Source organism: Cohnella boryungensis (assembly GCF_042651945.1).
GTDB lineage: Bacteria > Bacillota > Bacilli > Paenibacillales > Paenibacillaceae > Cohnella > Cohnella boryungensis.
Genome location: NZ_JBHSED010000058.1, coordinates 313,774 through 338,988 on the forward strand (window position 1 = coordinate 313,774; position 25,215 = coordinate 338,988).

Sequence of the window (25,215 nt, forward strand, 5' to 3'; positions counted from 1 at the left end):
CCTCCGATTCTATTTTGCAAGAATTAGTAAACGCTTTCAATGTTGGGCTGATACTATACCGACATTACAGGGCTGATTCTTCCGATTGCCAGAATGGGAAGAGTCCGCCCTGCGCTGCCGTGAACAGATCAAATCAGCTTGTGCTTGTACCATTTGTCGCCTCTGAAGCGCCATCCGAAGACGAATGCCCGCACGCCCCATTCGGCGACCATAGCGACCCATATGCCGATGATCCCCATACCGAAGGTAATGCCCAGAATATACCCGAGCACGATCCGGAACAGCCACATGGAGAGCAACGACGCAATTGACGTAAATTTCGAATCGCCCGCCGCGCGCAAGGCCGAAGGCAGGATGAAGCTCAACGCCCACAGAATCGGCTGCGCGATCGAGATGATCAGCACGAGCCAGAGGATCGTCGGCACGATCTCATCCGGCGTAGCGTACAGGTCCATCAGCAGCGGAAACAAGGGCAGAATGATTCCGGTCAGCACCAGAAACAGAATAACGGAGAGGCCGAGGAAGGAGCGAATAAACTTCCTTGCATCCGGTATATCCCGGCTCCCGATGCACTGACCCACGACCGTCACGATGGCTACGCTCAAGGTGCTCCCCCCGATCTGGAGAAGCATCGAGATGGAGTTACTGATGGCGTTGGCGGTCAAGGCCAGCGTGCCGAGCTGCACAATGAAGGTTTGCGTCAACAGCTTTCCTCCATTGAAGAACATCTGCTCCGCGGCAAACGGGAGACCGATGAACATCATCTTCTTCTGAATGCCCATATCCAGCTTCAGCAGCCTCTTCATCGTAAAGTGCAGCGTATGGTTATATTTCAGCAGATAGACGAACGAAGCGACTGCACCGATCGCCCGGGCGACGATCAAGGAAATTGCCAGCCCGATAATGCCCATGTCGAAGCCTTTAATGAAGACGAAATTCAGCACGAGATAGGCAAGATTCATGATGAGAGACAGAATCAGACTCGCTTTCGTCTCGGACACGCCTCTGAGCACGCCGGCGACGGCTTGCTGCACGGCCAGAAAGGGAAACGAAATGCAGCTTCCGATCAGGAATATCGTGGCCTTGTGGAACACGTCCTCTTCCACATTGCCGAACAACAGGTTTAACGTTTGGTCATGAAAAATAATGACGACAACGCTGATCAGCAAGGCGAAGGCCGTTACGGCCGTTATCGCCTGCGCGGCTGAGCGGCATACCATCGTGCGGTTCCCGCTGCCCTTGTATTGCGCGACGATTACCGTTCCCCCCGTGGCAACGGCGATAAATACGCTGACGATAAAAATGTTGAGCGTATCGACCGTACTGACTGCACTGATCGCGGCAACGCCCGAGGAACTGATCATCGCCGTATTCAGAATGCTCATCAGAACAATAAAAGCCGTATCCACGAAGATCGGCAGGGTAATCCCAAAGATTTGCTTGTAATCCATCGAATTTCCGGTGAAATACTTGTTCAGCAGAAAATCTGTTTTTCTTCTCACGGCTCCGTTGGTCAGATTCAATCGACATCACTGCTTTTCGAGTATGACATGAAGGAATACCTGTATTCTACTCCAAAAATCCGCGCTTATGAACCTTTCGGGCGAGATTAATCTATTAAAATGTGACGTTGGGATGGAAACAATTCACTTCGCCATTTTTTCTACATGCTTAATTGCAATCGTGTATGTCTTTTGTTGAGCTGTGACTTTTACTCCAACACCTCCAGACAACATTTCGTGAGTCAATTTACTATGAGCTTTATATTTACGTATGAAAACTGTTTCATTGAAAGCTCTCAGTTTAAAGGGCGAATGATTATTTCTATCATCGGTCTCCAACTGATCAGATTCAAAGCCTACAGCTTCTTTTAATGTATCATCAAGGAAAATAAAAGAAGCTTGAAATGAAACATCATGATTTGTCGAATTCGATACCACCGCATATACTTCTAGTTCATTCTCATTTTCGAACCATCTTATTAAACTTGGTTGATCAACAGTTATTTGGTTTTTTGCAGAACATGCTGTGCAATAGACTAAAGCAACAAAAATGATAAGTACACAGCGCAAATGCATAATACATCTCCTTTCAGGGCGAGCCTACGAATTGAGTTCGACCGTAACTACGATTAGCCAGCCTATACTCATCTGAAATCATGCACTTAATGATTCTACCTTAAAATAGAAATGTTGGAATCTGTCTGTCTGCTTATATGTCTCTCATATTTCTACATGAAATGACAACTGTTCAAGACTTCGTCTTGGCAGAAAAAGATGCAGTTATGCTTCCAAGAGCAGGTGTGGAGACAGGAGAACAAGAAAACCTCACTTGCTCATGTTGTTAATTATCCTGCTCACGATTTGTTCGATGTTCAAGACAGAAACAAATGCTCTCAAAGATTGAAAATGCGAAGAATAAAATCACATTCAAAACTGGCAGGGATTTCATCGAAGACCATCATTAATAAATAATCTTGATTGGGTTGACGAGGCAGAGCCTTAAATTGACTGCAAGTGAGAATATATTTTTCAACATGATCATCAGAAATTTTTTCGAGCATGTTCTTGAATCCGTAGGGTTGGGTCCACCATCAACTTGAAAATAATTTATGCATTTCTTGATTAAATTGTATTCTTATTCATTCGCAATCGCAGCAAAGCTGTTGAGTTGCTCGCAAGGTTCAAAGATCATGCCAAGGGTGCGTATTACAAAGGATTCCGCATGCTGACGATGGGCTGGTCGGATGGTCATTGCCATTGGATTTTGCATTGCTTAGCTCGAGCAAGTCGGCAATCACAGGAATGAGCGGGTCCGTCGATAAACGGACGCATGGCTACAAGCGTCGGCAAGAAGCGCTTCAGACCGCTCCGCAGGTGGTCGCGTCTATGCTGGACCGCGCCTTGGCGGCCGGAGCAACCGCCTCTTACTTCTTGATGGATAGCTGGTTTACACATGCGCCGCCCATTCGCGAAGTTGTTGACCGTGGACTTGACGTGATCGGCATGGTCAAGAACGACAATAAACGATTCCTTGTTCATGGCCGGAAGCTGTCCCTCAAGGAGCTTTACGCGGTCGCCTCTCCTGTAGTGAGCAAGAAGCGTGTCATTCTGCGTTTGATCCGTACGGAGTTGGCTTGCGGCACTCCTGTACATGTCGTATTCGTTCGCAACCGCACGAAGAAGAACGAATGGCTCGCCGTGCTGACAACGGATCGGGCTGTCGCTGTAGAGGACGACATCCGAATTTACGCGATCCGCTGGGACATCGAGGTCTTCTTCAAATGCACCAAATCGCTGCTTCGTTTGCAGAAGGAGTTTCAAGGGCGCTCCTACGACTTGCTGATCAGTCACACGACGATTGTATTTTCACGCTACCTATTGCTGGCTTGGCAACATCGGCAAAGCATGGATGTGCGTACGTTCGGCGGTCTGTTTTATGTGCTGTGCGACGAAATCGGCACGCTAGATTGGACAGTTGCCTTGCAACAGTTGCTCGATCTGATTAGCGAAATAATGATTATTTCTATCCTCTGTCTCTAACTGATCAGATTCAAAGCCTACAGCTTCTTTTAATGTATCATCAAGGTATATAAAAGAAGCTTGAAATGAAACATCATGGTATGCCGGCATCTCGGCTGATGACGTTAGTTCGGAACACCTCGCCATAGACAGAACCGATAGCTTTTATGTGAGCTATAAAGTCGGCTCCTATTTAGAAGGTAAAGGAACCGTGATTAAGTATAATCCGTATTTACATCAACCTTGACAGATCAGACTGGCAGAACAGCCTGCTCCCATCGGAGCAGGCTGTTCTGCTGTGAGGCCGGCATGGGCTATAACTTGATGTATGAGATCGAGCGCAAGCTTGCGGAACTCTCGCCGAAAGAACGCTGTGGCGAACGGCAGAAACAAAGCGTTCCTGTGCAGGAGAATTACGCAGCCTGGCTGCTCTCCGAGACCCACTCCGGTTCACTGGATGTTGAGTCAGTCAGAACGTCTTCCAGAAATTCCCCTTTTTCTTTGAGAGTGTTGTGAGCGCGCACTTAAAGTTTTCTTTGTAATTCATAAGCGGTCTCATCTACCATGATAAAATAGGAGGAGAAAAACCGATACTGGCGAAGGACACTGAAGGAAGACGACGGTGTGATGGAAACGCACAAAATTATGATCGTCGATGATGATCCCCATATATGCGAGATTGTGCAGGCGTATTGCGAGCGTGAGGGTTTTATATCCTCGTATAGCCACAGCGGGACAGAAGCCATGAAGCTGCTCGCGTCGTTCGAGCCGGATTTGATTGTACTGGATGTATTGCTGGCTAATGAAAACGGAATAGATTGGTGCAGGAACGCACGCAAATATACGAATGTGCCGATCGTGTTTCTGAGCAGCCGTGAGGAAGACGAGGTGAAAATCAGCGCATTATCCGATGGCGGCGACGATTATGTAACCAAGCCGTTCAGTCCGGGAGTCCTTATGGCCAAGATCAAGGCGCATCTTCGCAGAGTGTCGACGGGCAGAAGGGAACAACTGCTGGAGTTGCCGGGTTTGACGCTGGATTACTACGCACAGTCCGTCATCATGGAGAGTGAAACCGTCTTTTTATCGAAAAAAGAGTTCGGTCTGCTGTCCTATATGGCGCAAAACGTGAATCGTGTGGTCAGTGTCGATACGTTGTTTCAGCTCATTTGGGGAACGGAGAGTCTTGAGGATACGAGAACGGTCGCTGTACACATCAGTAATTTGCGCAAAAAAATCGAGGCTGACCCTGCCCATCCAGAGAGAATCGTGACGATCCGGGGGACGGGATATATGCTGGTTGCCGGAAGTGCGTTGCAAACACGAACTTAAAGTTTTCTTTAGGTTTCATTAATGGGTTAATCTATCATGATATATTTTAGAAGTAATATTTGTAAGTTTTTGACGAAGAAAATGTCATGGGAATTAGTATATGCAGCCGGATACTTGGACAAGGCATCGTTGCATGTGACGATAATTGTAATTAGGGAGGGGAATCGCGTGAATGTAAAATCCGTGCAGCCGTTCAGTGATTATTTCAAAGCGGTGCAGCAATGCAAGGACGCAGGCGCGACGAAGGATCAATCGCGGTTGGCATCTATTCGAAATGTACTCATGCTGGGCAAGAAGCTGCGCACCGACGAAATGGACTACTTACAGCGACATGATCCCAATCTGCATGATCAAGCAATGAGACTCTCGATGGAGCGCCAATCGTACATGGACGCCTTGCAGCATAGCCGCAGCAAAGCGGATGCGAACTATTACAACACGTTCAAGCTGATGCAGATTGCCGGGCAACTGAAGCATGGTGGTTCCGAGGAACTGCTGATGCGCACGAATGCGATTCAGGAAGCCCATCGCGAGTTCATGCGATCGAGCAGGTATGCCTCACTGAGGTCAGATGAATACGCTTCCCGTAAATTACGAGAATGAAATCAAGCTCAATCTAAAAATCAGTGCTTGACAGTTAGCTGAAGAGACGATGGCGGTTGCATTCTATAAGAATGCGACGATTCAAAATGTGCGATTGGTGGATGTGGACATTTCATCGTCGAATATACATGCCCAAGTCGGCGGACTTGCCGGCCACTTCAGCCGCGGTACGATAGAATATAGTTCGGCGTCCGGAGAAATAGATGCGGGAGACGGCGACTTGACGGCCGACATTTCTCCGATGAGGCAAGCATTCCGGCGTGGGCTAAGGATTATGTCGATGCCGCCCGCGAGCGCGGAGTTCTAACCGGACGAGATGGCAATCGGTTCGCGCCGGACGGGTTGACGACGAGAGCCGAGGCTGCCGTTGTCCTTCTGCGGCCGTGGAAGCTGCTCGATTGACGGACTTCTTAGATCATGAGATTCAGACTGGCCTGGCGTCATTTCCATTGACGTGGCGGGCCGGTCTTTTTTTATGAAGCTGTTTTTATTTGGTAGAAGCGCGAAACGTCAGGTATACTGAAATCATGAATGCCATCGTAGAGCTTGCCCTTATGATCGCTTCGCTGGCCATGTCGGGCGTCATTTTATTTTTCATATACGGCTATAGAAAAGAACGCGGAGTAAGCTATCTCATTGGCGTGATCGTCTGCCGGATGATCTACTCCGGCAGCATCATTATGGAGAAAAGCAGCTATTTATTAACGGATAAGCTGTTTTTTCGCCATTTTCAGAGTACGGCGCTGAACTTCATCGTGCCTTTCGTTCTCTTATTCGTCTATCATTTGGTCGGTAGAGAGAAGCCGCTCAAGACCCGATGGAAGATTTTACTGTTCTCGATATTCGCGCTCTGGTCCCTGCTGTCCTGGTTCGATTCCAAGCTTCATATAATTTATCGTTCCGTCGAGCTCGTGAACGACCATTTGGTCACGGTCAGGAGCGTCTATTCCGTCTTGTTCGGCTTCGCATGCTATAGTATCATAGCGGCGTGCCTTTATTTTCTGGTTCAATACATACGGAATATCCGCGACGACTTCCGCAAGCCGGGGATGTGGGTGTTGTTTCTGAGCACGTTTCCGTTAGTTCTTGAGATTGTCAAGGTCATCAAGCCCGACTGGTCGGATTGGCTGCTTCCGTTGTCGGTCTACTGCGGGTTTACGGGTATGCTCATGCTGGTCATTACGCTCAGAATCAAATTTTTCGCGATTCTTCCTTTTGCGAGAACCGTCGTTCTCGATACGCTTCAGGAAAGTATCGTCATCGCCAACGCCTCGGGAAAGATCATCGACAGCAACAAGCAGGCTTCCAGGTGGTTCGCGGAGATGGGGCACAGGAGCGTTCTTGGCCGGGAGGTGAAGGAGCTGCTGGGGAATTGGCCGGAATGGCATCGTTTGTGCGAGTCCATGCAAGAGGGCCGGATCGTGGTCGAAGCTATGCCGGGCGGGGAAAGGAAAATTTACAACGTAAACGTCTATCCCCTGCATCGTTTGCGAAAACAGGGCAGCGTTTCTCTGATCGTGGATATAACGGAGAAGGAGCAGCATCTCGAACAGATCGCGCATTTGAACCGGATGAAGGACCAGTTGTTTACGATCGTATCGCACGATATTCGCAGTCCTCTGGCGTCGCAGTATCAACTGATTGCCATGCTGGAAGAGGATAGGGATCGACTCGACGAGGAACATCGGGAGATTGTCGGTATGTTGGGGGATCAGATTCGCCAAACGCTGGGGATGACGAATAATCTGCTGGAGTGGTTTCGCAGTCAACGGGAGGATATGGCGCTGCGTCCGCAATGGCTGGATTTGTCCGAGGTCGTGGAGGAGTGCTGCGATGTGCTGCAGGTTCAAAGCGAGCTCAAGCGGATCGACGTGAGGAACGATATTCTGTCCGGCATTCGCGTGTATGCCGACCGGGAAGCATTGGGATTGATTGTTCGCAACCTAGTATCCAATGCGATTAAGTTTACGGGATTAGGCGGCTCCATTATAATTGATGCCCGGTTAACGGATGATCAGGCGACGATCTCCGTTCGCGATGACGGCGTCGGGATGGACGAAGAGCGCATCCGTCGGTTATTCGAGGACAAGCTGCCGGATTCGACTACGGGTACATCAGGAGAAAAAGGGGCAGGGCTTGGCTTGCTCGTCAGTCGGCAGTTCGTGGCACGAAGCGGCGGCAGGCTGTGGGCGGAAAGCCAACTCGGACAAGGGAGCGTATTCTACTTTACGATGAAGGGGGGATGGGAGGATGAGAGTTCTCGTCGTCGATGATGAGCCGGCCATGCTACTTGCCATGAAACGGCTATTATCGAAGGCGGAAGGCGTGGAGTTGGCCGGAAGCTTTCGGGATGCGGCGGAAGCTCTTGCATTCGTTCGGGACAATCATGTGGATCTTGCTTTTCTGGACATCATGATCGGCGAGGACAACGGATTGGAGCTGGCCCGGAGCTTGCGTTCGATATGCGCCGATGCGGATATTGTGTTTACGACGTCTCATGCGGAATTCGCGATGCCCGCCTATGACGTGTATCCGCTGGATTATATGGTTAAGCCGGTTTCCGGCAAACGTCTGGAGCAGACGATCTCCAGGGCGGCTGGCAGACGCCGTGCGTCTCCAGAGGTAACCGGCGATTCCGCTCCCCGTCTTCTGACCGTTCGCGCGCTGGGCGGGTTCGAGGTCTTCAGCCAGCAAGCGGGAGCGGTGAAATGGATATCCAAGAAAAGCGCGGAGCTATTCGCCTATTTGCTCGTCCACCGCAGCCGAAGCGTAGCCCGAACCCGCATTCTGGCGGACATTTTCCCGGACATGCCGCTGAAGAACGCGGAGATCTATCTCAATACGGCGGCCTATCAGCTTAGAAAAGCATTGTCGCTGCACGGATTTAAAGAGTCGATCTTGTCCACGCAGGAGCAGTACCGCGTAGAGTTCAACCAAATGGACGTCGATTTTATCCAATCCGAGCAAGCCATAGAGAAATGGTCCGAGAACAAGGAGGAGAATGAAGAGGCGGCCATAGAGGTGGAAAAGCGGTTCGGGGGCGAACTGTTCGAGGATAATTCGTATGAATGGGCGACCGCCGAACGCGAACGGTTAGCGATCGTGTACAATGCTTTCGCTAAATCTCTCGTCAATCTTCTGCTAGCTCGAAAACGCTATCCGGAAGCGGCGCAAATCGCGAGAAAGCTCGTATCCCGCAATGAATTCGACGAAGAGTCCAATCTTCTGCTGCTGACGGTTCTCGGAACCATGGGGGATCGGCAATCCCTTCACAAGTCCTACGAACGCTATGAGCAATTGTTGCTTCAAGAGCTCGGCTTGCCGCCTTCGGAGAACTTAAGCCGGACTTACGAGCAATATCGCCGAATGAACAACGAATAGCGGCACAATCCTATTCGCGGGGACGTTGGCAGTCCCGGGCGAATAAGACGGTGCCGCTGCGTTATTTCGTTCGATCGTGCACGACTACAGCTTGAACATGCCTACCGACACCTGCAATTGCTCAGCCAAGTGGGCCATTGACTGCGCAGTTGCCGCCGTCTCCTGGCTGGCTGCCGCCGCTTCCTCTGTCGCCGCCGAGATATTCTCTACGGAGTCCAGGACGGTAGAAGCCTGCGCGGCCTGTTCTTCACTGGCTGCCGCGATTTCGGATACCTTCTGACCGGCTTCGTTGACCATGTTTGAGATTTGGCGGAACGACTCTCCCGTCTTCTTGGAGAATTCGGCGCTTTCTTCTACTGCCTTGACGCTTAACCGTGTGTTATCCTGCATGCCTCGGATGATTCCGGTAATCTGCTTCGTCGCTTCTCCGCTTCGTTCGGCGAGCTTACGCACTTCGTCGGCAACGACCGCGAAGCCTCTGCCTTGCTCTCCGGCGCGGGCCGCCTCGATCGCTGCGTTCAGCGCGAGAAGATTCGTCTGGTCAGCGATGTCTTCGATGACCTCGATGATTTCTCCGATTCGCTGCGAATCGTTTTCCAACCGCGACATTTTGCCGCTGACCTCGTTCATGCTTTCCATGGAGGAACGAATGATGTCGTTGCCTTCTCCGGCAATCTGCATCGTGGTCTCCGACAAAGCGGAAGCCTGTTCCGTATTGCTGGCGACGGAATGGATCGCTGCGGACAACTCCTTGAACAGCTCGCTGATCGTCTGCGCCGCGTTGGCCTGCGTCGTATTGCCGCTGGCAATTTCCTCCGTGCTTGAGGAGATCTGCTCTGCGGCTGCGGACAGATTATGGGAGTGGCCGATAATCGAAGAGGCCATCTGTCTCAGATTCAACACCATATGGTCGATCGACCCGCTCAATACGCCGATCTCATCCTTGGTGTTGTAGTTGACCGTCTGCCGAAGATCGCCTTCTGCTACCTGCGCCACCAATTGAACGACTTTGCGGAGCGGTCTCGCAATCGATTGAGAGATGAAATAACCAAACAGAATGCTTAGCACTATCGCGACGATAACGACGACGATCGTTATGGTGCTGGCGGAGGAGTAGGTATTTTTCCCGTCGATCTGTGCCTGATTTGCCTCCTCGATATTGATCGCGATCAGCTTATTGAGAATTCCTTTGAGTTTTTCGGTCTCTGTCTGGTAATCTCCGTCGATAAGGGTTTCCATTTCCGACAGTTTACCTGTTTCTCTTAGCGATATCGCTTCATTAAACAATTTGAGGTAGGTGTCGAAACCTCCGTCGAACGGCATTAGCGCTTCCTGTGATTCGGGGGACATCTCCGTTTGCCGGAACGCAGCGATGCTTTCACTGACAGAAGAGATGGCTTTGTTTGCGACTTCCTTTGTCTTTTCGATCGTGCTTTTGTCCTCTACCATGTAGAGCTTCCGCAAGCTGATTCTCATCTCGTTGAAGTTGACTTGCACTTCCATCAAATTTTTGACAGCCAGCAGTTGATTGTTGTACATATCGTTCAGATTTCGGTTCATCGTGCTCAGATTGTTCATCCCGAAGAATCCAACGAACGCCATAATCACGGCGATTACCAGAAATGCGGATACCAGCTTAACGCTTGTCTTTAGGTTATAGAACCATTTCATGACCGTTCACCTCGTAGTTGTAGGTTTCTTGGCAAGTTTCCGGAGATGTCGATACCGAGTTTGTCTGTATCGGACCTCTCCGAGTTTGGAGTTGAAGCTTGGCGGATATGGCCTCCACGTCCAGGATAGGCGCCACTTTTCCGCTGCCTAGCGTAGTTGCCCCTGAGATGCCTTCGACATGGCCGAGAAGCGCTCCGAGCGATTTGACGACAATATCCTGGATGCCGATCAGCTTGTCTACTGCAATCGCTACGCGTTGCTCATGATGACCGACGACTAGCAGCGACAAGTAACCTCTGTAATTGTTGTCGCGAGGCAAGTGGAAATAATCGCGCAGCCACACGATCGGAAGGATACGGTTGCGAAGCATTATGACCGGACAGCCCTGCACATATTGCGTCTGAGCGGCAGTTGTTCGGACAATCTCGACAACCCCGTTCATCGGAACGATGTAAGAGCGGTCCGCAATCGCTACCTGAAGGCCTTGGATGATGGCGAGCGTCAACGGCAAGCGTACTTCAATCCGGGTACCGCTCCCTTTTCTCGTCTCGACATGAATGCGTCCGCGAATTTTTTCGATGTCGGCTTTGACAACGCTCAGACCAGTCCTACTCGGGGGCCGTCCGTTTGCTAAGGGAGCGGACAAAACCGGATGAAAGATCAGTTCTGTAACGTCCTGATCGTTGAGCGTTGCGGCCATCTCCGGACTGAGCTGTCCCTCGTGCGTGATCCGCCGCTTCAGCATTTCCGTATCTATGCCGATCCCGTCGTCTTCGATCAAGAACAACGCCTGATTGTTCTCGCGTCCGGCGCTCAGTCGGAGTGTGCCCTTAGCCGATTTTCCAGCCGCAATCCTTTCTGCTGGAGACTCAATCCCATGATCGACAGCATTGCGGACGAATTGGGCAAGCGGATCCAGGAGTCCTTCGATGAGAGTGCGATCCAGCTCCGTCTCGCTGCCTTCCATAATCAGCTCGACCTCTTTGCCCATGCTTCGAGACAAGTCGCGAACCATTCGGGGAATGCGATTAAATAATTGTTCCACCGGAAGCATCCGAATCTTCATTACAGATTGTTGAAGATCGCCAACCACATTCGATAAGCGATCGACGACATGGCGAAGCTCTTCGGCCGAATGGGTCGTCTCGTCCTCCCGGCGAATTTGTTTTTCTAATTGTCGGAGACGGGTCTGATCGATCATCAGCTCACCGACCATATTCATCAGTTGTTCCAGCTTGCTTATGTCGACCCTGACGCTCTGTCCTTTGGCTTTGAGTTCTAATGACTCCGACATGTATGATCACCTTTACTCGTATAGGAGCACTTCATCCAGCTTCAGGATACCGACAAGACCGGAGGAGGTCAGGCCGATTCCCGTAAAGTAATTTCCGTTCAAACCCCCGACTCTGTCCGGAGGAGCTTGAATGTCGGCGAACGTCGTGACTTTGCTCACTTTGTCAACAATAATGCCTACCGACTCCTCCAGATGCGTTACGACGATAATTCGGGTCGATTTGGTTACCGAGTCGTGGTCCATGCCGAATAAATTGCGCAGGCTGAGAACGGGAATAATCTTGCCTCTCAGATTAATGACTCCCTGCACATAGCTTCGACAATTGGGGATTTCAGTGATTTCCTGCATTTTGATAATTTCATGGATGTCCGATATCCGGATTGCATAACTTTCGTCGCCGATTCCAAATTCAATGTGCTGCTCCGTAGAAGCCGCATTCATACTTTCATCTTCCCCCTCGCTTTGCCTCTTTGCCCAGCGTAGCCTTACCTGAACAGATGATCCCCGTCATCGATCAGGTTCACGAATACATTCACCAGGTTTCCGTCAAATTGGGTTCCGGCATGTCGAAGCAACTCCTCTTTGGCTTCCTGAATGCCTTTGCTGCTCTGATAGGGCCTTCCTGCGATCATGCAATCAAAGGCATCAATGATCGAGCAGATTCGTGCTAGAAAAGGGATATCTTCTTCCGCGCGACCGTAAGGATAACCTTGACCGTCCCAACGCTCGTGATGGTATCTCACGATATCCAGCGCGTTCTCGCAGATGCCCTTGTCCGTCTCCAGAATATGGGCCCCTACAACGGGATGTAACTTCATGATGCGCCATTTCGATTCAGTTAAAGGCCCCGAATGGATCAGCATGCTGACAGGCAGGAACAGTTTTCCGATATCATGGAGAAAACATCCGCGCATCAGCTTCATGCTCATCTCGGAATTCAAGTTCAAACGTAACGCCACCCGTTCAGACAAAAGCGCAACACGAACGCAGTGGTCGTAGGTCTCCGGGCTCTTAGACTGTAGGTCTTTCATCAATTCGGCGGTCGGAATTCCGGGAATGACTGAGTCCCGCATCTGCCAAGAACGGCCCGCGCTTATGTAGTTCATGCCACACCTCTTCTGCGTCAATACCCGGCTAAGCACCATGGGCGCAACAACTTCTTCTCGTTCTTTTGGCCTCCTCTCAGGAGATCTCGATAATCAAGATATACATATCGTACAATAGTAGTTATACGACATTTTTCATCATAATCCTTCATTTTTTTAGGAGAAATCAGATTTTTTCGGGCCTAAAGTCCCTAATTCCCGCACGGAACGAGACCTATTTAGTAATTATTTCCATATATAATCGTTGAGGCAGTCCTGGACGAAGTCGGGAGCTGCCTTTTTGATCTGCTCCACCGTGTGCATATATCTCTGGGTCGTATTGATATGGGAATGGCCCAGTGTTTCCTGAACTTGCTGCAAAGAAGCGCCGTTCAACAAAGCAAGGGTTGCGTTAGTGTGTCTCAGCCAGTGCGGAGACGGCCTTTTGCGAATCTCGCTCAGTTCGCCAGCATCGCTGATGATCCGCTCGACCTGTCTGGTGGATAAGGGAAACAATCGGTGCTCGAAAGAAGCTCCGGCCTTCTCGGGAAAGCAATTAATATAGCTTTCGAACAGCTCCCATAGCTGCGAAGGCACTTTGATTTCACGATCTTTACCACCTTTACTTTTCTTGATGGACAGCCATATCCCCCGATCTTCGGGATCCGGGTAGAAGTCCGCTGTGGTTATAGCCACCAATTCCGAGACCCGGGTGCCTAGCAGCACAAGCGACAGCCCAATCAAATAGTTGCGTATTCCCTGGCTTTTGAGACTATGCAGGAGCTTGCCGACCTCCGATTTGGTTAAATATCTGCGCTTACTCGTCACAGGTATGGCGGGCAGTCGGACACTGGTTGTCGGGTTCTGCGGAAACAGAGCGATATTGGCGTCGCTTCCCCATTTGTAGAGCGATTTCAGCGGAGCGATGTAGGCGGCCACGCTGGCAGGGGCAAGCGGCAATTCCGAATAACTATAACCTCCGGCAATCAGGCATGCCTTAAAGGCCTCGATTTCTCTCCACGTTATTCTGGACAACGGTTTATATGCAACGAAGGCGCGAAATCGTTCAATCGCTCGCAAGTAATTGCGAACGGTATTCGCCGATAGGTTGCATGAAGACAGAAACATGCTAATGATCCGGCTGTCGTTATCCGTCGTGTCCTGAGCCTCGTGAATGTAAACTAGGCTATTTTCTGTTAAAAATGGATCTGCTGACATGTTCTCTCTTCCTCCAGTCTGATGTCGTATAACTACTATTGTACGAAATGCTGTGTCCGACAGAACGTCATAATACTTAAATTTACGAATTAGCGCCGATAAGGTTTAGTGTATCATAACCAATTTTCGTTCATGGGACAAATTCATCCAGTAAAATGGATAAAGGGCGGAACGAGCTGGAAGGGAACGAGGAACGCATTCGTCGCTGAGGAATGCGTTTTTTTTGTTTTTTAGTAAACGAGAGGTTTTTGCCCGTGCAATCGAGAATAAAAGAATAGAGAAGGCCGGTCAGAGCTTAGTTAAAGAAAGGGAGTTTTCTATGGAGCTTCAAGAAATCACCCAAAAACTAAATGAAACCAGAATCGAATTATTGGATATCCTTCGTGGATTAGATGTAGAAACATTAAACAAACGGAAGGATGTTAACCATTGGAGTATTAATCAGGTTTGCCAGCACCTCTATAAGACGGAAGAATTATATGTCGTAGCAATTAAGAAAGGATTAAAGAGTAAAGACGATTCTTTGATCGAAAATAAACCGGTAGAATTTCTTCTTGATAGAAGCAACAAGCTAGAGGCTCCTGACATCGCTAAGCCATCCGATGAAGCATTGGAGCATCAAGAGATCATGGACAAACTAAACAATGCACGCCAGAAGCTGCACGAATTATTAAATACAGTAGAAGACCCATCGGTGCTAAGCAGAAGACATTTTGTACATCCCGTCTTTAGGGAGATGTCCTTAATTGAATGGGTTAAATCACTGTACTTGCATGAGCAACGACATATTAAGCAAATTCAAGATATTTTAGATTGAATACTACTTTTTGAGGGATAGACTATGAACATACGAGTGACGGCTTATGATACAGCTTTGCACGGACAACTTGTCGACATTTGGGAACGTGCAGTTCGCGCGACTCATCATTTTTTAACGGAAGAGGACATTGACTTCTATCGGACTGTGGTCCGCGGTGAAGCCTTGCTTGCTAATGTCGTCTGGATTGCTATTGGTGCAGAGGGACAAGCAGTCGGATTTATTGGATTAGCTAATAGTCATGTCGAGATGTTGTTTGTTGATCCGGTCTTTCATGGACAGGGGATCGGAAAGAAACTTATACAGCATGCAATTGGTCAAGTGGGACCAGATATTAGTGTTGATGTTAATGAACAGAATGAACCGGCGGTTCTTTTTTACAAGCGGTTGGGGTTTAAGCAAGTCGGGCGATCGGATCTGGATGGCTCAGGACGTCCCTTTCCATTGTTACACATGAAAATGATAAGCGAATAATGCAAATTAGTTTGGAGCATCCTCAGGAAAGCGAAGTTCGGATCAAGGAAGTCATTGCAATAAGAAAATGAATCGTTTATTATGGATATCAAAGATCCATATTAACAATGTAATTATGATGGGAGGGGAGAGCTTGCAATTCTCCAAAAGCACAGATTATGCCCTACACGCCTTAATTCATTTGGGACACTCGGAGCGTTGCAATAATATCGGGATTAAGGAATTATCTGGGACGCTTGGCGTTTCCGAAAGTTATTTGTCCAAAATCATGTCTAAGCTGAGACAGGATGGAATCGTACGTGCAGTGCCAGGGGTGAACGGCGGTTACGAGCTGGCCAGACCAGCCGAACAGATAACGTTTCTGGATGTGGTTCAAGTGATTGAAGGAAGGCAGCAGCTATTCGAATGCTCGAATTCGAGTTCGCAGCAGCATCGACTATTAGCGGAACAGGAGACTGCCCCGCGTGAGCAGAGAAGCACGGAAAAAAAACAATGCTTGGTTGAGAAAGTGATGAACGGCGCGGAACAGCATCTGCACCAATACTTGCGGGAACACACGATTCAGTCTGTACTGGATGAAGCTTTCAAGCATTGTAAACATAGGGCAAACAAGAAGTAAACCACTTCTTGTACTCTAATTATGGATATTGTAGATCGACTATGGAGGTTTTGGAGAATGGAAAAACAACTTTTCGATGTGGCTATTATTGGCGGCGGACCGGCGGGGCTGAGCGCCGCACTGGTGCTCGGGAGGGCACGGAAAAAGGTGGCGTTAATCGATGAAGGCCGTCCCCGCAACGCTGTGACTCGCGAGATTCACGGGTTTCTTACCCGCGACGGGATCACACCGAGCGAGTTTCGACGAATTGCGAAGGAAGAGATCAGCGCCTATCCGACCGTATCATTCGTAGCGGATACAGCGGTATCGATCGCGGGTACCGACAGCCGGTTTCAAATCGAGACGGAGCAAGGACAATCTTTTACAAGCAAAAAAGTATTGTTTACCGTCGGCATGAAGGATCGGCCGCCGAGCATACCGGGGCTGGTGGAGGTATATGGAAAAAGCGCCTTCGTCTGTCCGTATTGCGATGGCTGGGAGTTAAGAGATCAGCCGCTTGTCATTATTACGAGGGGGGCTGAGCTTATGCATTTCGCTCCACTCATATCCGGTTGGACGAATCGTTTTACCGTCTGCACGAACGGCCCCGATGAGCTGACGGTTACCGAGCGTGAGGAGCTTAAGCGGAATCAAGTGCCGCTGTTTGACTCGCCGATTCGGCACATTGACTCTAGTGACGGGATCGTGCGGCAAGTCGTTCTTGAAGACGGAACGACCGTTCCATGCAGGGGAATTTTTTTCAAGCCGGAGCTGGTTACGGGATCGGATTTACCGAAAAGGATTGGATGCCAGATCACGGAAACAGGAGCGGTCTTTGTCGATGACTTTGGCAAAACGAGCATTCCAGGCATTTATAGCGCGGGGGATGCAGCATCGCAAATGCATCAGGCCATAGCGGCAGCCTCGAAGGGGGCATTTACCGCTGCGGTGATCAACAATGAACTTAATGTAGAAGCTTGGAGGAGAAATTAATGATCGATTTAACTAACTTGAGACGCGGTCCAATTATGATCGCACTGATCGTCGGAATGTTCGTCGCCGCTTTGAATGAGACGCTAATGGGAAATGCCTTCCCCGAATTGATGAAATCGTTTGGCGCATCTGCGGCGACGGTTCAGTGGCTTACCACCGCCTATTTGCTCGTCGTTGGCGTGCTTGTTCCGGTGACGGCGGTATTGCAGCAATGGTTTACGACCCGGCAAATGTTTCTGTCGGCAATGAGTCTATTCTTCGCAGGTACGCTTATTTCGGCGGTATCGCCGGAATTCAGCGTGCTGCTGGCTGGACGAATTATTCAAGCGATCGGCACCGGTATGCTGCTGCCACTTATCATGAACATTATCATGACTATCTATCCACCGGAAAAACGGGGAGGTGCAATGGGGATGTTAGGCCTGGTCGTCATGTTCGCACCGGCGATCGGCCCAACGCTTTCGGGTTTAATTGTTGACGGACTTTCGTGGCGCTGGTTGTTCTATCTTGTGCTGCCGTTTGCACTGCTCTCCATTATTGTAGGAGCCGCTGTCCTGAAGAATGTGTCGGAAGTGACCAAACCGAAAGTCGACATTCTGTCCATCCTATTGTCGACAATCGGCTTTGGCGGAATCGTCTATGGTTTCAGCAGTGCCGGTGAAAAGGGGTGGTCAGAGCCGTTAGTCATTTGGATGATCGCCGCAGGGGGCGTCTCTCTGGCGCTGTTTATTTGGCGGCAATTGCTGCTTAAAAACCCTGTCATGGATTTGCGGGCGTTTCGGTATCCCGTGTTCGCGCTTGTCGCCGTCTTGATGTTCGTGCTCTTGATGACGTTCTTCTCGTCCGCAATCATGCTTCCTATGTTTATGCAAGGCGTGTTGCTAATGACGGCATTCAAGTCGGGTCTGGTTCTGCTGCCTGGGGGGATTCTGAACGGGCTTATGGCTCCAATCTCAGGCAAGCTTTTTGACAAATTCGGGCCCCGCGTGCTTGTCGTTCCCGGACTGGCCATTGCCGTCGCCTCGTTGTGGCTATTTACTCGATTCGGCGAAACGACAACTACCGGATTTCTTATCGCTGCGCACATCACGCTGATGGTTGGCATCGCGTTAGTGATGATGCCTGTACAGACAGCCGGGCTTAACCAGCTTCCGCGCCATCTGCACCCTCACGGAACGGCGATCCTGAACACACTGCAGCAGGTATCCGGCGCAATCGGGATTGCCCTGTACATCAGCATTATGTCGAATGGGCAGAAGCAGCATTTGAGTAACGTGAGCGATCCAGAGTCACCAATAGAAATCGCCAAAGGTCTGGCAGCCGGTATCAACAACGCTTTCTGGTTCGGCGTCATCATCGCGGTGGTTGCCCTTGTACTCGGTTTCTTCCTCCGAAAAGGAAAAGCGCCAGAGCAGGAGCAGGAGGCGGCATGACTCTCCATTGACCCAGAGTATCATACAAATTACAAGAAAAAGTGAGGGGAGCATATGAACGATATTTTTAATGCAGCTCTGTGGGAGAAAGCATGGAAAGAAGATTCGAATACGATCGCAAGCAAGATGAGAGCGGCCGGAATAGATCCTTCCCGATCTTTTGACCCTAAGGCTAAGAAGTTTAACGAACAGTCGTTTAGCGAAGAGGGAATGCAGCGAACCAAACGAATCATGAACTGGCTTGAAGGACAAGGCGTTCGTTTTGAGGATGCTTCTATTCTGGATATTGGCGCCGCTTCAGGCGTGTTCTCCGTACCGTTTGCGGAACGTGGGGCCCAAGTAACAGCCGTAGAGACCTCTCCTGCGCTTATTGAATTGCTGGAAGAAAACATCTCTAAATTTGATGAAGACCGGGTGAAGATTGTATCCGAGAAGTTTGAAGATATTGACGTGCAGGCCAGAGGATGGAGCCGGGCTTTCGATCTTGTCTTTGTCTCGATGTGTCCGGTCATTCACAATTGGGACAGCGTGGAAAAGATCCTCCATACCGCTCGGCGGTATTGTTACATCAGTATGCCGGCAAGTCCTGCGGAACATAGCCTGGTGAATGAAGTCTGGCCGCTCATCACGGGGCAGCCCTTCCACCCAAAACATATGGAATGGGGATATTTGCAGCATCTGTTATATCTGAAAGGATATGCTTATGAATCGCTGATTTCACGGGAAATGAAAACGACGGAGGTCTCCACGGCAGCAGCGTTGCAGGAAGCGATGACTTGGCTTCGCAGTCACCGTCTGCCTGTAGATGAGCGGAGTCAAAGCATCATTGCCGACTATTTGGAACAAGCCTACCCGTCCGGCAAAGTAGTCATCCACGAGGGCGGACGATTTGGCAAAGTACTGATACGATTGCAGGATCAGCACATGTACGAGGGAAATCTGAGTTCGGGAAAGAGCGGAGGAATGAACGATGAGAATTGAGGTTTGGTCGGACTTTGGATGTCCCTTTTGCGTGATCGGTAAAAGAAAACTTGAGAACGCTCTTGGCAGGTTTACAAAGAAGGATAAAGTTGAAGTTGTATACCGCAGCTTCCAACTCAATCCCGGTGCAGAAAGCAGAACGATAAGCGTCCAACAGCTCGCCCTTGAAAAGAGAATGAATGTCGAGCAGCTGAAAGCCAAGCAAGCGCAAGTAGCGGATATGATTAAGAGAGAAACGGGACTGATCGCCAATTATGATCCCATTGTTATTGCAAATACGTTCGATGCGCATCGTCTTGTTCATTTTGCGGCTCAAGCGGGAAAAGCAACAGAGCTAACGGAACGTCTTTTCCGCGCCTACCTTTCCCAATCCTTGAATATTGCCGATCACAACGTACTTGTTACCTTGGGCAAAGAGGCGGGGCTTGATGAACGGGAGGTGGCCGATATGCTGGAATCCGATGCCTATAAAGATTCCGTCAAAGCAGACATGGCCGAGGCTGGAAAATTAAATATTTCGAGTGTTCCGACATTTGTGCTTAATAACAAGTATAAGATTTCAGGCGCTCAGCCCGAGGAGGTTTTTTTAAGTGCCCTGAATTCGATCTGGGAGGAAGAAAGCAAATTCCAGAAGCCGGAAGTCAAGGACCAATCAGCAGGCGATAATAGCTGTACGGACGAGAGCTGCAATATTTAAATACATCCAATAAAAAGAAAATGCAAGATTAGACGATTACGCCCTCACTGCTTGGTGGGGGCTATTTGTCGATCATCCAAAGGGGAGAGTCTCTCAATAGCTAACCCCATATTGACGCAACGGGCTAAAGGGAGATCAATTCAAACATTGAAATTCTCTAAAAGATACTTAAATGAATTTTCTATAGTCTCAATATCAGTAGAACCAATTATTGCATCTACTATGTCTCCTTGTGCATTAAAGAAATAAAGCGAGGGGAAACCAGAACCTCCGAATTTATTGTAAATATCACCGGATTCATCTAAGAGAGTAGGATATTCAATATAATGTTGTTGCACATATTCTTTTACATCTTGTATATTATCGCGATAAGTAACGTTTATTCCAAACACATTGACTTCACTCTTATATTGTTTTTCTAGCTTAACTAATTTGGGAGCATCTTCATTACAGTACGGACACCAGGAAGTAAAGAACAGGATCACAGTAGGTTTATCAGAAAAATTTACTGTAACATTGTTGGACTCTGCTAAGTCTTTCAATACGAAGTCGTTTGATTGACTTGGAATTGCTGGTTCAACAGAATTATTCGAGTGGGTATTATTCGGCTTATTATTGTTACTAAGAAATAAATATACGATGAAGAAAGCAGAAACGATTATTATAACGTATGTAGTTGCCAATGCTAACTTTTTCACAATACACCTCAAGATTTCTAATTAGTTACAATAATGATATTCTATTTTCAGTTCGTTTCCAAGATTTGAAATACAAATATTCATGAAAAGAGTGAACAATATTACCCCAATATCTACAATATTAAGTGATGCTGGAGTGGAAATAGTAGAATTGCATAAATGGGATCAATATTTGCGTGAGACGTGGGAATATCAATTTGCTAAAAATCTCAGCACCATTGAGAAGAAGAAAATTCATATGTATCAATTTCTTTGGCACCTGTTTAGTTATAAAAGGGTTGAATGCTTGAAGAATTCTGAAGCAAAAACAGCTTTTAACGATCTGTTAAAGAGATCTTGTTATCTTTTTTATCAAAACCAGAGTCAAGCCTTTCTTATTGAAGACTCAAATAAGATCAAAGCAGAGCATTTTGAACAAGAAAATGATATTTGCATAGTGGATAGGGATTTTAGATGGACCTATGTTCAAACTCATGAAGAACAGTGCGGCCCGTATTTCTTATTAAGATAATGAACACAAACATAATTATGGATGAACAAGTATAGCGGGACGAACACCGTCACGAGCTAGGTCGACACGTGCATAACTGCGGATGCTGCTGCGTGGGCCTACAAAAAACGCACGAGAAGAATGACCAAGAAGCTGGGATCTCAGCCACCACCAGGAGCAGCCCAATTCTTCCCCATTCTCGGTGATATAGTCAGCTTTGACCTTTTTATCATATACGTATAAGTGACATCCACCGCTCTTTTTTATCTTGGCATATTCCGTTCCGATTGCCCGGCGTTTCACACTTAAAGAAGGTTCATCAAGCTTACAGGTCAGTTCTTTCACCTCTGAAGCGCTAAGCAAAAAAACCTTATCCTCCGTGTCCGGGCTGCTTTCTCCGTTATCCGTGCAAATGTTGGTCTTGATGAATACCTTCTCGGATTCAGTGAACGCCGTATGATAAAACTCGTTGTTCAGCCACGCGCGCAAATCAGAGCCATGCCATGTAATATCGGTAAAATCACGGTGGTATCGCTTGCAGTCCAAAATATACTCGCTTAGCATGAATAGTCCTCTATCTGAATTTTGCAGCACCCTCCACTTGATAGGCGTTCTGTCTGTGCCGTCCGCCGTCTGGGGGTAAGCGCCGAAAGTAACGACCTCGCCAGGCGTTAAGCTCTGATGCGGCATGAAAGCAAGATTTCCCTTATCCATGAAGCTCTCCTCCTTATTTTTCTTGTCGTTTTCGATCATACAACATTCAAGCAAGATTTCGTTTTATATGCCAAGAATCCTTGCGCGGACTCCTCTCGCTTCTTATAATATTGTTGCCGTTGATTAAGGTTGGACTTTAAGGAAGGGTTCTCTTACATGGAAAACGATACGCCGAAGCAAGTTGCCAAGAGACTTCATATTAATCAGCAGCTTGAGGAAAACCGTCTATTCGATTGAAAGCATGAAAGAGCTGCTTGAACCTTAGAGACACAAGATCAAGCAGCTATTGAACGCTCCTTCCTTGTGGCTCTGCAGAAGCTAAATGAGCAACTGGCCGATCAAATGAAGGGTATCGCAGAAACGATGATCTATATAGAGCATTTAGCGAAGTAGCTTTGAACCTGTCGTTATGCTGTGATCATGTCACTATGGGACAGGAGACAGTGACATTGAGCAGAGCGGAATTGAAGAAGGTTGTTGTGGTGGAGAAAATCATGCGGAAGGAGCAGCCGCACTCGGCCCGAGCGAGTATGTGTTGGGAAAACATTAATTCCTTAGAGTCAGAGTTTGCACGGAGCAGGTGGGGAGAGGAATAGTGCTGCAAAGTGGAACTAACGGCCAGCACGGAGCAGGTGAGCAGCAGAGTAGTGCTGCAAAGTGGAACTAACGGCCAGCACGGAGCAGGTGTGGAGAAGAGTAGTGCTGCAAAGTCGAACTAGTGGCTAGCACGGAGCAGGTGGGGAGAGGAATAGTGCTGCAAAGTCGAACTAGTGGCTAGCACGGAGCAGGTGGGGAGAGGAATAGTGCTGCAAAGTCGAACTAACGGCCAGCATGGAGCAGGTATCCAGCATACCACAAGCAAGGGCAATTCCCGTGGCGTTCTGTATTCTCAACATAATCGCTATGTCGATGCGCTCTGATGAGTCACTTCGGCACCACTTGAACATGACATTTTCTTGGACGAGTTAAGGTGACATTTTCTCAGACGTTTGACACAAAGTAGCTTTGAACCTTGATGTGAGAATGATTATCGATTACAATATCCCCAATTCTGCAAATGGCAATCGTGGGGTGTAGGCATTGAATTGGGACGAGCAGATTATGCTGTGGAATCAGGCGGCTGTCAATATCGTAGATATTCGTTATAAAGTGCTGTGGGAGGGGCAAGACATGCTTTCTTATCAGCTTCCTGCGAACATCTTCCTGCTTGCGGTCAGCGGCAGTGCTTACGTGCGAATAGATGAACGGAAATGTTATGTCAAGCGGCACCATCTGCTGCATGCGGGCAAGGGGATGAATGTGGACATCATGCCTGCCAAGCATGAATTTTCTTTTTACCTGGTCTACTACAAGGCGGCTCTGCCTGCTTCCACGACAAGCTTCGTCGCGAATAGAATAATCGTGAACGCACAGCCATTCGGTCAATTCTATCATGTTATCCTTCCGGAACCCGGACTCGTGCACAGCCAAGTTCGCCGAATGCACGAGGAATGGCAGCAATCCGGCATGTTGGCTCAGATTCGAATGAAGTCGATGCTGTTTGAATTTATTTATGAGTTATTCAGTCAGATGCAAAATTCCAAGGATAGGGGCAGTCCCTCTGATCTTGTGGCGTATGCCATGCGTTACATCCATGAGCATTACACCGAACCCGTAACGATGGATCAATTGGCCGACCTGCTCGGCTGCAGCAGCAGCTATATGTACAGACTGTTCAAGGCGGAGATTGGCAAAAGCCCGAACGATTACCTTATCGGCATACGAATGGAGCAGGCACGACAATACTTAAGGACAACTCAGCTTAATCTGCGGGAAATCGCCTTAACCGTCGGCTACTCGGATGTGTATTACTTTAGCCGGTTGTTCAAAAAACAGTTCGGGGTGTCGCCACTTCAAGCTCGCAAGGCTGAGTCCGAGGAGAACGCGCTCCAGCTTAATCCATTAAATACGTCACTATCCTCCATTGTTCCGCCTATGCCGCTCTCCTATAATCATAATGTAAATGATAATGATTATCACAACGAGGGAGAGATACAATTGATTTCGAATGACCGTTCTAAATCTTCAATGACCGCCTTGGTCATGCTTTGCCTGTCATTGCTCGTCAGCGCCTGCCAAGCGGGCAACAATAATACAGGCTCGGGAAGCAAGGGAAGCCCTGCGTCCCCGACAGTCAGTGCCGCCAGTTCTGCTCCTGCTGCCGCAAGTAACGATGCTGGATCCTCTTCCGAAACCAGAGTCTACAAGCATAAATTCGGCGAGACAGAAATTCCAACGAAGCCGAAACGCGTCGTTACCGCGTATCATCTTGGACATATGCTGGCGCTAGGTGAACGTCCGCTTGGAGCTGCGACTTACATTCTGCAATACTCCGAGAACACAATGGATACGACGGGTATCGTAGATTTGGGAGCTCCCCTTAATCTCGAGTTGATTGCCAGTCTGGACCCGGATTTGATTATATTAATTGAAGCGTATCTTGAGCCGAGCGGAGGCTATGAGGGCTTCAACAAAATCGCGCCGACCGTCGTTATTGAGGCCAATCAGGATCCGGTAAAAGATATCCGGCTGATTGGAGATTTGCTGAACAAGAAAGAAGAGGCAGAACAATGGATTACTCAATTTGAGGAGAAGATTGCCCAAACGAAAGAGCGCATACAGCAAGCGTTCGGCCCTGACGAGACGTTCACGATTCTGAACGTGCGGAGCGAGAAGGCTCGGATGATTTATCGGGACCGCAATATGGGAGGCAATGTTTTGTACACGTATTGGGGATTAAAGCCGCAAGAGAAGGTTCTTGATGATGTCATTAATGGCATTGACGACGAATCCTCCTATCTGGATATCTCAGAAGAGGCTATTCCGGAATATGTCGGAGATCACCTCATTCTGGCCGCCGATTCCATTGCGGAAGAAGCTGTCGAGAAGCTTATGTCCAGCGGACTATGGAAAAATCTCGATGCCGTCAAAAACAACCATGTATATCGGATTGATTTCGATCAATTTCTGTTTAACGACCCGATCTTCGCGATGAAACAAGTCGATATTTTGGCAGATGTCCTGACCAAAAACCGTTAAGCGACGAAGGAGCCGGACTAATGTATGCAGCCTCGCATAGATAAGCCTAGATATAAGACGCCTACGGTTCATTGAAGAGCCGTAGCCGTTTGGTATTGAAAAGACCCCAATCACGAAAGGTTTTTGATTTGCAGTCG

24 protein-coding genes and 1 pseudogene are annotated in these 25,215 nt (G+C 48.6%); 16 read left to right on the forward strand and 9 right to left on the reverse strand.

Features of this window, described 5'->3' with window-relative positions:
• Nucleotides 1-128 precede the first annotated feature (128 nt).
• Nucleotides 129-1,523 (reverse strand): MATE family efflux transporter, encoded by a 1,395-nt coding sequence (locus ACFO1S_RS23080; protein WP_378127652.1) that lies wholly within the window; start codon nt 1,521-1,523, stop codon nt 129-131.
• Between the two features lie 123 nt (nt 1,524-1,646).
• The gene (locus tag ACFO1S_RS23085) at nt 1,647-2,078 is read right to left on the reverse strand and encodes a putative periplasmic lipoprotein (RefSeq protein ID WP_204601598.1); all 432 of its coding nucleotides are present in this window, start codon (nt 2,076-2,078) and stop codon (nt 1,647-1,649) included.
• Between the two features lie 559 nt (nt 2,079-2,637).
• On the opposite strand from ACFO1S_RS23085, the pseudogene ACFO1S_RS23090 reads away from it, so the two are divergent.
• The 7 genes and pseudogenes from ACFO1S_RS23090 to ACFO1S_RS23120 all read left to right on the forward strand — a co-directional run.
• Nucleotides 2,638-3,515 (forward strand): annotated as a pseudogene (locus ACFO1S_RS23090) (IS4 family transposase); the annotation flags it as partial.
• Nucleotides 3,516-4,148: 633 nt separating this feature from the next.
• Complete coding sequence (locus tag ACFO1S_RS23095) at nt 4,149-4,853, forward strand: response regulator transcription factor (protein ID WP_204601597.1); 705 nt, start codon at nt 4,149-4,151, stop codon at nt 4,851-4,853.
• A gap of 168 nt (nt 4,854-5,021) precedes the next feature.
• Complete coding sequence (locus ACFO1S_RS23100; RefSeq protein ID WP_204601596.1) at nt 5,022-5,456, forward strand: hypothetical protein; 435 nt, start codon at nt 5,022-5,024, stop codon at nt 5,454-5,456.
• 49 nt (nt 5,457-5,505) lie between these two features.
• Nucleotides 5,506-5,763 carry a GLUG motif-containing protein gene (locus tag ACFO1S_RS23105; RefSeq protein WP_204601595.1) on the forward strand — a complete coding sequence of 86 codons (258 nt, stop codon included), beginning with the start codon at nt 5,506-5,508 and terminating at the stop codon, nt 5,761-5,763.
• Nucleotides 5,709-5,858 carry an S-layer homology domain-containing protein gene (locus ACFO1S_RS23110; protein ID WP_204601920.1) on the forward strand — a complete coding sequence of 50 codons (150 nt, stop codon included), beginning with the start codon at nt 5,709-5,711 and terminating at the stop codon, nt 5,856-5,858. Before ACFO1S_RS23105 ends, ACFO1S_RS23110 begins: the two co-directional genes overlap by 55 nt.
• Nucleotides 5,859-5,983: 125 nt before the next feature.
• Nucleotides 5,984-7,729: a sensor histidine kinase gene (locus tag ACFO1S_RS23115; protein ID WP_204601594.1), complete on the forward strand. Its 1,746-nt coding sequence runs from the start codon at nt 5,984-5,986 to the stop codon at nt 7,727-7,729.
• Nucleotides 7,707-8,837, forward strand: coding sequence for a response regulator (locus ACFO1S_RS23120; protein WP_204601593.1), 1,131 nt, complete (start codon nt 7,707-7,709; stop codon nt 8,835-8,837). Before ACFO1S_RS23115 ends, ACFO1S_RS23120 begins: the two co-directional genes overlap by 23 nt.
• Before the next feature lie 84 nt (nt 8,838-8,921).
• Here the strand turns inward: ACFO1S_RS23120 and ACFO1S_RS23125 are convergent, their stop codons facing one another.
• The 5 genes from ACFO1S_RS23125 to ACFO1S_RS23145 all read right to left on the reverse strand — a co-directional run bounded on the left by ACFO1S_RS23125 (nt 8,922) and on the right by ACFO1S_RS23145 (nt 14,105).
• On the reverse strand, nt 8,922-10,508 hold the full coding sequence (locus ACFO1S_RS23125) for a methyl-accepting chemotaxis protein (RefSeq protein ID WP_204601592.1): 1,587 nt from the start codon (nt 10,506-10,508) through the stop codon (nt 8,922-8,924).
• Nucleotides 10,492-11,802: a chemotaxis protein CheA gene (locus ACFO1S_RS23130; protein WP_204601591.1), complete on the reverse strand. Its 1,311-nt coding sequence runs from the start codon at nt 11,800-11,802 to the stop codon at nt 10,492-10,494. The genes ACFO1S_RS23125 and ACFO1S_RS23130 overlap by 17 nt, the downstream gene beginning before the upstream one ends.
• Before the next feature lie 12 nt (nt 11,803-11,814).
• Nucleotides 11,815-12,243: a chemotaxis protein CheW gene (locus ACFO1S_RS23135; protein WP_204601590.1), complete on the reverse strand. Its 429-nt coding sequence runs from the start codon at nt 12,241-12,243 to the stop codon at nt 11,815-11,817.
• Nucleotides 12,244-12,287: 44 nt separating this feature from the next.
• Entirely contained in the window at nt 12,288-12,908 is a 621-nt protein-coding gene (locus tag ACFO1S_RS23140) for an HD-GYP domain-containing protein (protein WP_204601589.1), read from the reverse strand.
• 225 nt (nt 12,909-13,133) lie between these two features.
• The gene (locus tag ACFO1S_RS23145) at nt 13,134-14,105 is read right to left on the reverse strand and encodes a tyrosine-type recombinase/integrase (RefSeq protein ID WP_204601588.1); all 972 of its coding nucleotides are present in this window, start codon (nt 14,103-14,105) and stop codon (nt 13,134-13,136) included.
• A 319-nt stretch (nt 14,106-14,424) separates the two neighbouring features.
• Between ACFO1S_RS23145 and ACFO1S_RS23150 the strand changes: the two genes are divergently transcribed.
• From ACFO1S_RS23150 to ACFO1S_RS23180, 7 genes are all read left to right on the forward strand, one after another.
• Nucleotides 14,425-14,922: a DinB family protein gene (locus ACFO1S_RS23150; protein ID WP_204601919.1), complete on the forward strand. Its 498-nt coding sequence runs from the start codon at nt 14,425-14,427 to the stop codon at nt 14,920-14,922.
• Nucleotides 14,923-14,946: 24 nt separating this feature from the next.
• The gene (locus tag ACFO1S_RS23155) at nt 14,947-15,396 is read left to right on the forward strand and encodes an acetyltransferase (protein WP_204601587.1); all 450 of its coding nucleotides are present in this window, start codon (nt 14,947-14,949) and stop codon (nt 15,394-15,396) included.
• 133 nt (nt 15,397-15,529) lie between these two features.
• Nucleotides 15,530-16,015, forward strand: coding sequence for an RrF2 family transcriptional regulator (locus ACFO1S_RS23160; RefSeq protein ID WP_204601918.1), 486 nt, complete (start codon nt 15,530-15,532; stop codon nt 16,013-16,015).
• 57 nt (nt 16,016-16,072) lie between these two features.
• Nucleotides 16,073-16,987, forward strand: a complete 915-nt coding sequence (locus ACFO1S_RS23165) for an NAD(P)/FAD-dependent oxidoreductase (protein ID WP_204601586.1) — start codon at nt 16,073-16,075, stop codon at nt 16,985-16,987.
• Complete coding sequence (locus ACFO1S_RS23170) at nt 16,987-18,420, forward strand: MDR family MFS transporter (RefSeq protein WP_204601585.1); 1,434 nt, start codon at nt 16,987-16,989, stop codon at nt 18,418-18,420. Before ACFO1S_RS23165 ends, ACFO1S_RS23170 begins: the two co-directional genes overlap by 1 nt.
• Before the next feature lie 54 nt (nt 18,421-18,474).
• On the forward strand, nt 18,475-19,401 hold the full coding sequence (locus tag ACFO1S_RS23175) for a class I SAM-dependent methyltransferase (protein WP_204601584.1): 927 nt from the start codon (nt 18,475-18,477) through the stop codon (nt 19,399-19,401).
• Nucleotides 19,391-20,098: a DsbA family oxidoreductase gene (locus ACFO1S_RS23180; RefSeq protein WP_204601583.1), complete on the forward strand. Its 708-nt coding sequence runs from the start codon at nt 19,391-19,393 to the stop codon at nt 20,096-20,098. Before ACFO1S_RS23175 ends, ACFO1S_RS23180 begins: the two co-directional genes overlap by 11 nt.
• Nucleotides 20,099-20,238: 140 nt before the next feature.
• Here the strand turns inward: ACFO1S_RS23180 and ACFO1S_RS23185 are convergent, their stop codons facing one another.
• Nucleotides 20,239-20,796 carry a TlpA family protein disulfide reductase gene (locus tag ACFO1S_RS23185; protein WP_204601582.1) on the reverse strand — a complete coding sequence of 186 codons (558 nt, stop codon included), beginning with the start codon at nt 20,794-20,796 and terminating at the stop codon, nt 20,239-20,241.
• An 82-nt stretch (nt 20,797-20,878) separates the two neighbouring features.
• On the opposite strand from ACFO1S_RS23185, the gene ACFO1S_RS23190 reads away from it, so the two are divergent.
• Nucleotides 20,879-21,307, forward strand: coding sequence for a DUF4275 family protein (locus ACFO1S_RS23190; protein ID WP_204601581.1), 429 nt, complete (start codon nt 20,879-20,881; stop codon nt 21,305-21,307).
• 15 nt (nt 21,308-21,322) lie between these two features.
• On the opposite strand, the gene ACFO1S_RS23195 is transcribed toward ACFO1S_RS23190, so the two are convergent.
• Nucleotides 21,323-22,000 (reverse strand): DUF6273 domain-containing protein, encoded by a 678-nt coding sequence (locus ACFO1S_RS23195; RefSeq protein ID WP_204601580.1) that lies wholly within the window; start codon nt 21,998-22,000, stop codon nt 21,323-21,325.
• A 1,080-nt stretch (nt 22,001-23,080) separates the two neighbouring features.
• Here ACFO1S_RS23195 and ACFO1S_RS23200 point away from each other — a divergent pair.
• A complete protein-coding gene (locus ACFO1S_RS23200) occupies nt 23,081-25,078 on the forward strand; it encodes an AraC family transcriptional regulator (protein ID WP_204601579.1) in 1,998 nt (665 codons plus the stop codon).
• Nucleotides 25,079-25,215 lie beyond the last annotated feature (137 nt).

What these genes read in the sequence shown, in the direction of transcription:
- ACFO1S_RS23115 (WP_204601594.1), top strand. Translation starts at nt 5,984, where the DNA reads ATGAATGCCATCGTAGAGCTTGCCCTTATGATCGCTTCGCTGGCCATG.
- ACFO1S_RS23145 (WP_204601588.1), bottom strand. Translation starts at nt 14,105, where the DNA reads ATGTCAGCAGATCCATTTTTAACAGAAAATAGCCTAGTTTACATTCAC.
- ACFO1S_RS23180 (WP_204601583.1), top strand. Translation starts at nt 19,391, where the DNA reads ATGAGAATTGAGGTTTGGTCGGACTTTGGATGTCCCTTTTGCGTGATC.
- ACFO1S_RS23130 (WP_204601591.1), bottom strand. Translation starts at nt 11,802, where the DNA reads ATGTCGGAGTCATTAGAACTCAAAGCCAAAGGACAGAGCGTCAGGGTC.
- ACFO1S_RS23085 (WP_204601598.1), bottom strand. Translation starts at nt 2,078, where the DNA reads ATGCATTTGCGCTGTGTACTTATCATTTTTGTTGCTTTAGTCTATTGC.
- ACFO1S_RS23150 (WP_204601919.1), top strand. Translation starts at nt 14,425, where the DNA reads ATGGAGCTTCAAGAAATCACCCAAAAACTAAATGAAACCAGAATCGAA.
- ACFO1S_RS23120 (WP_204601593.1), top strand. Translation starts at nt 7,707, where the DNA reads ATGAGAGTTCTCGTCGTCGATGATGAGCCGGCCATGCTACTTGCCATG.
- ACFO1S_RS23140 (WP_204601589.1), bottom strand. Translation starts at nt 12,908, where the DNA reads ATGAACTACATAAGCGCGGGCCGTTCTTGGCAGATGCGGGACTCAGTC.
- ACFO1S_RS23190 (WP_204601581.1), top strand. Translation starts at nt 20,879, where the DNA reads ATGAAAAGAGTGAACAATATTACCCCAATATCTACAATATTAAGTGAT.
- ACFO1S_RS23195 (WP_204601580.1), bottom strand. Translation starts at nt 22,000, where the DNA reads ATGGATAAGGGAAATCTTGCTTTCATGCCGCATCAGAGCTTAACGCCT.
- ACFO1S_RS23170 (WP_204601585.1), top strand. Translation starts at nt 16,987, where the DNA reads ATGATCGATTTAACTAACTTGAGACGCGGTCCAATTATGATCGCACTG.
- ACFO1S_RS23125 (WP_204601592.1), bottom strand. Translation starts at nt 10,508, where the DNA reads ATGAAATGGTTCTATAACCTAAAGACAAGCGTTAAGCTGGTATCCGCA.
- ACFO1S_RS23175 (WP_204601584.1), top strand. Translation starts at nt 18,475, where the DNA reads ATGAACGATATTTTTAATGCAGCTCTGTGGGAGAAAGCATGGAAAGAA.
- ACFO1S_RS23095 (WP_204601597.1), top strand. Translation starts at nt 4,149, where the DNA reads ATGGAAACGCACAAAATTATGATCGTCGATGATGATCCCCATATATGC.
- ACFO1S_RS23135 (WP_204601590.1), bottom strand. Translation starts at nt 12,243, where the DNA reads ATGAATGCGGCTTCTACGGAGCAGCACATTGAATTTGGAATCGGCGAC.
- ACFO1S_RS23155 (WP_204601587.1), top strand. Translation starts at nt 14,947, where the DNA reads ATGAACATACGAGTGACGGCTTATGATACAGCTTTGCACGGACAACTT.
- ACFO1S_RS23165 (WP_204601586.1), top strand. Translation starts at nt 16,073, where the DNA reads ATGGAAAAACAACTTTTCGATGTGGCTATTATTGGCGGCGGACCGGCG.
- ACFO1S_RS23105 (WP_204601595.1), top strand. Translation starts at nt 5,506, where the DNA reads ATGGCGGTTGCATTCTATAAGAATGCGACGATTCAAAATGTGCGATTG.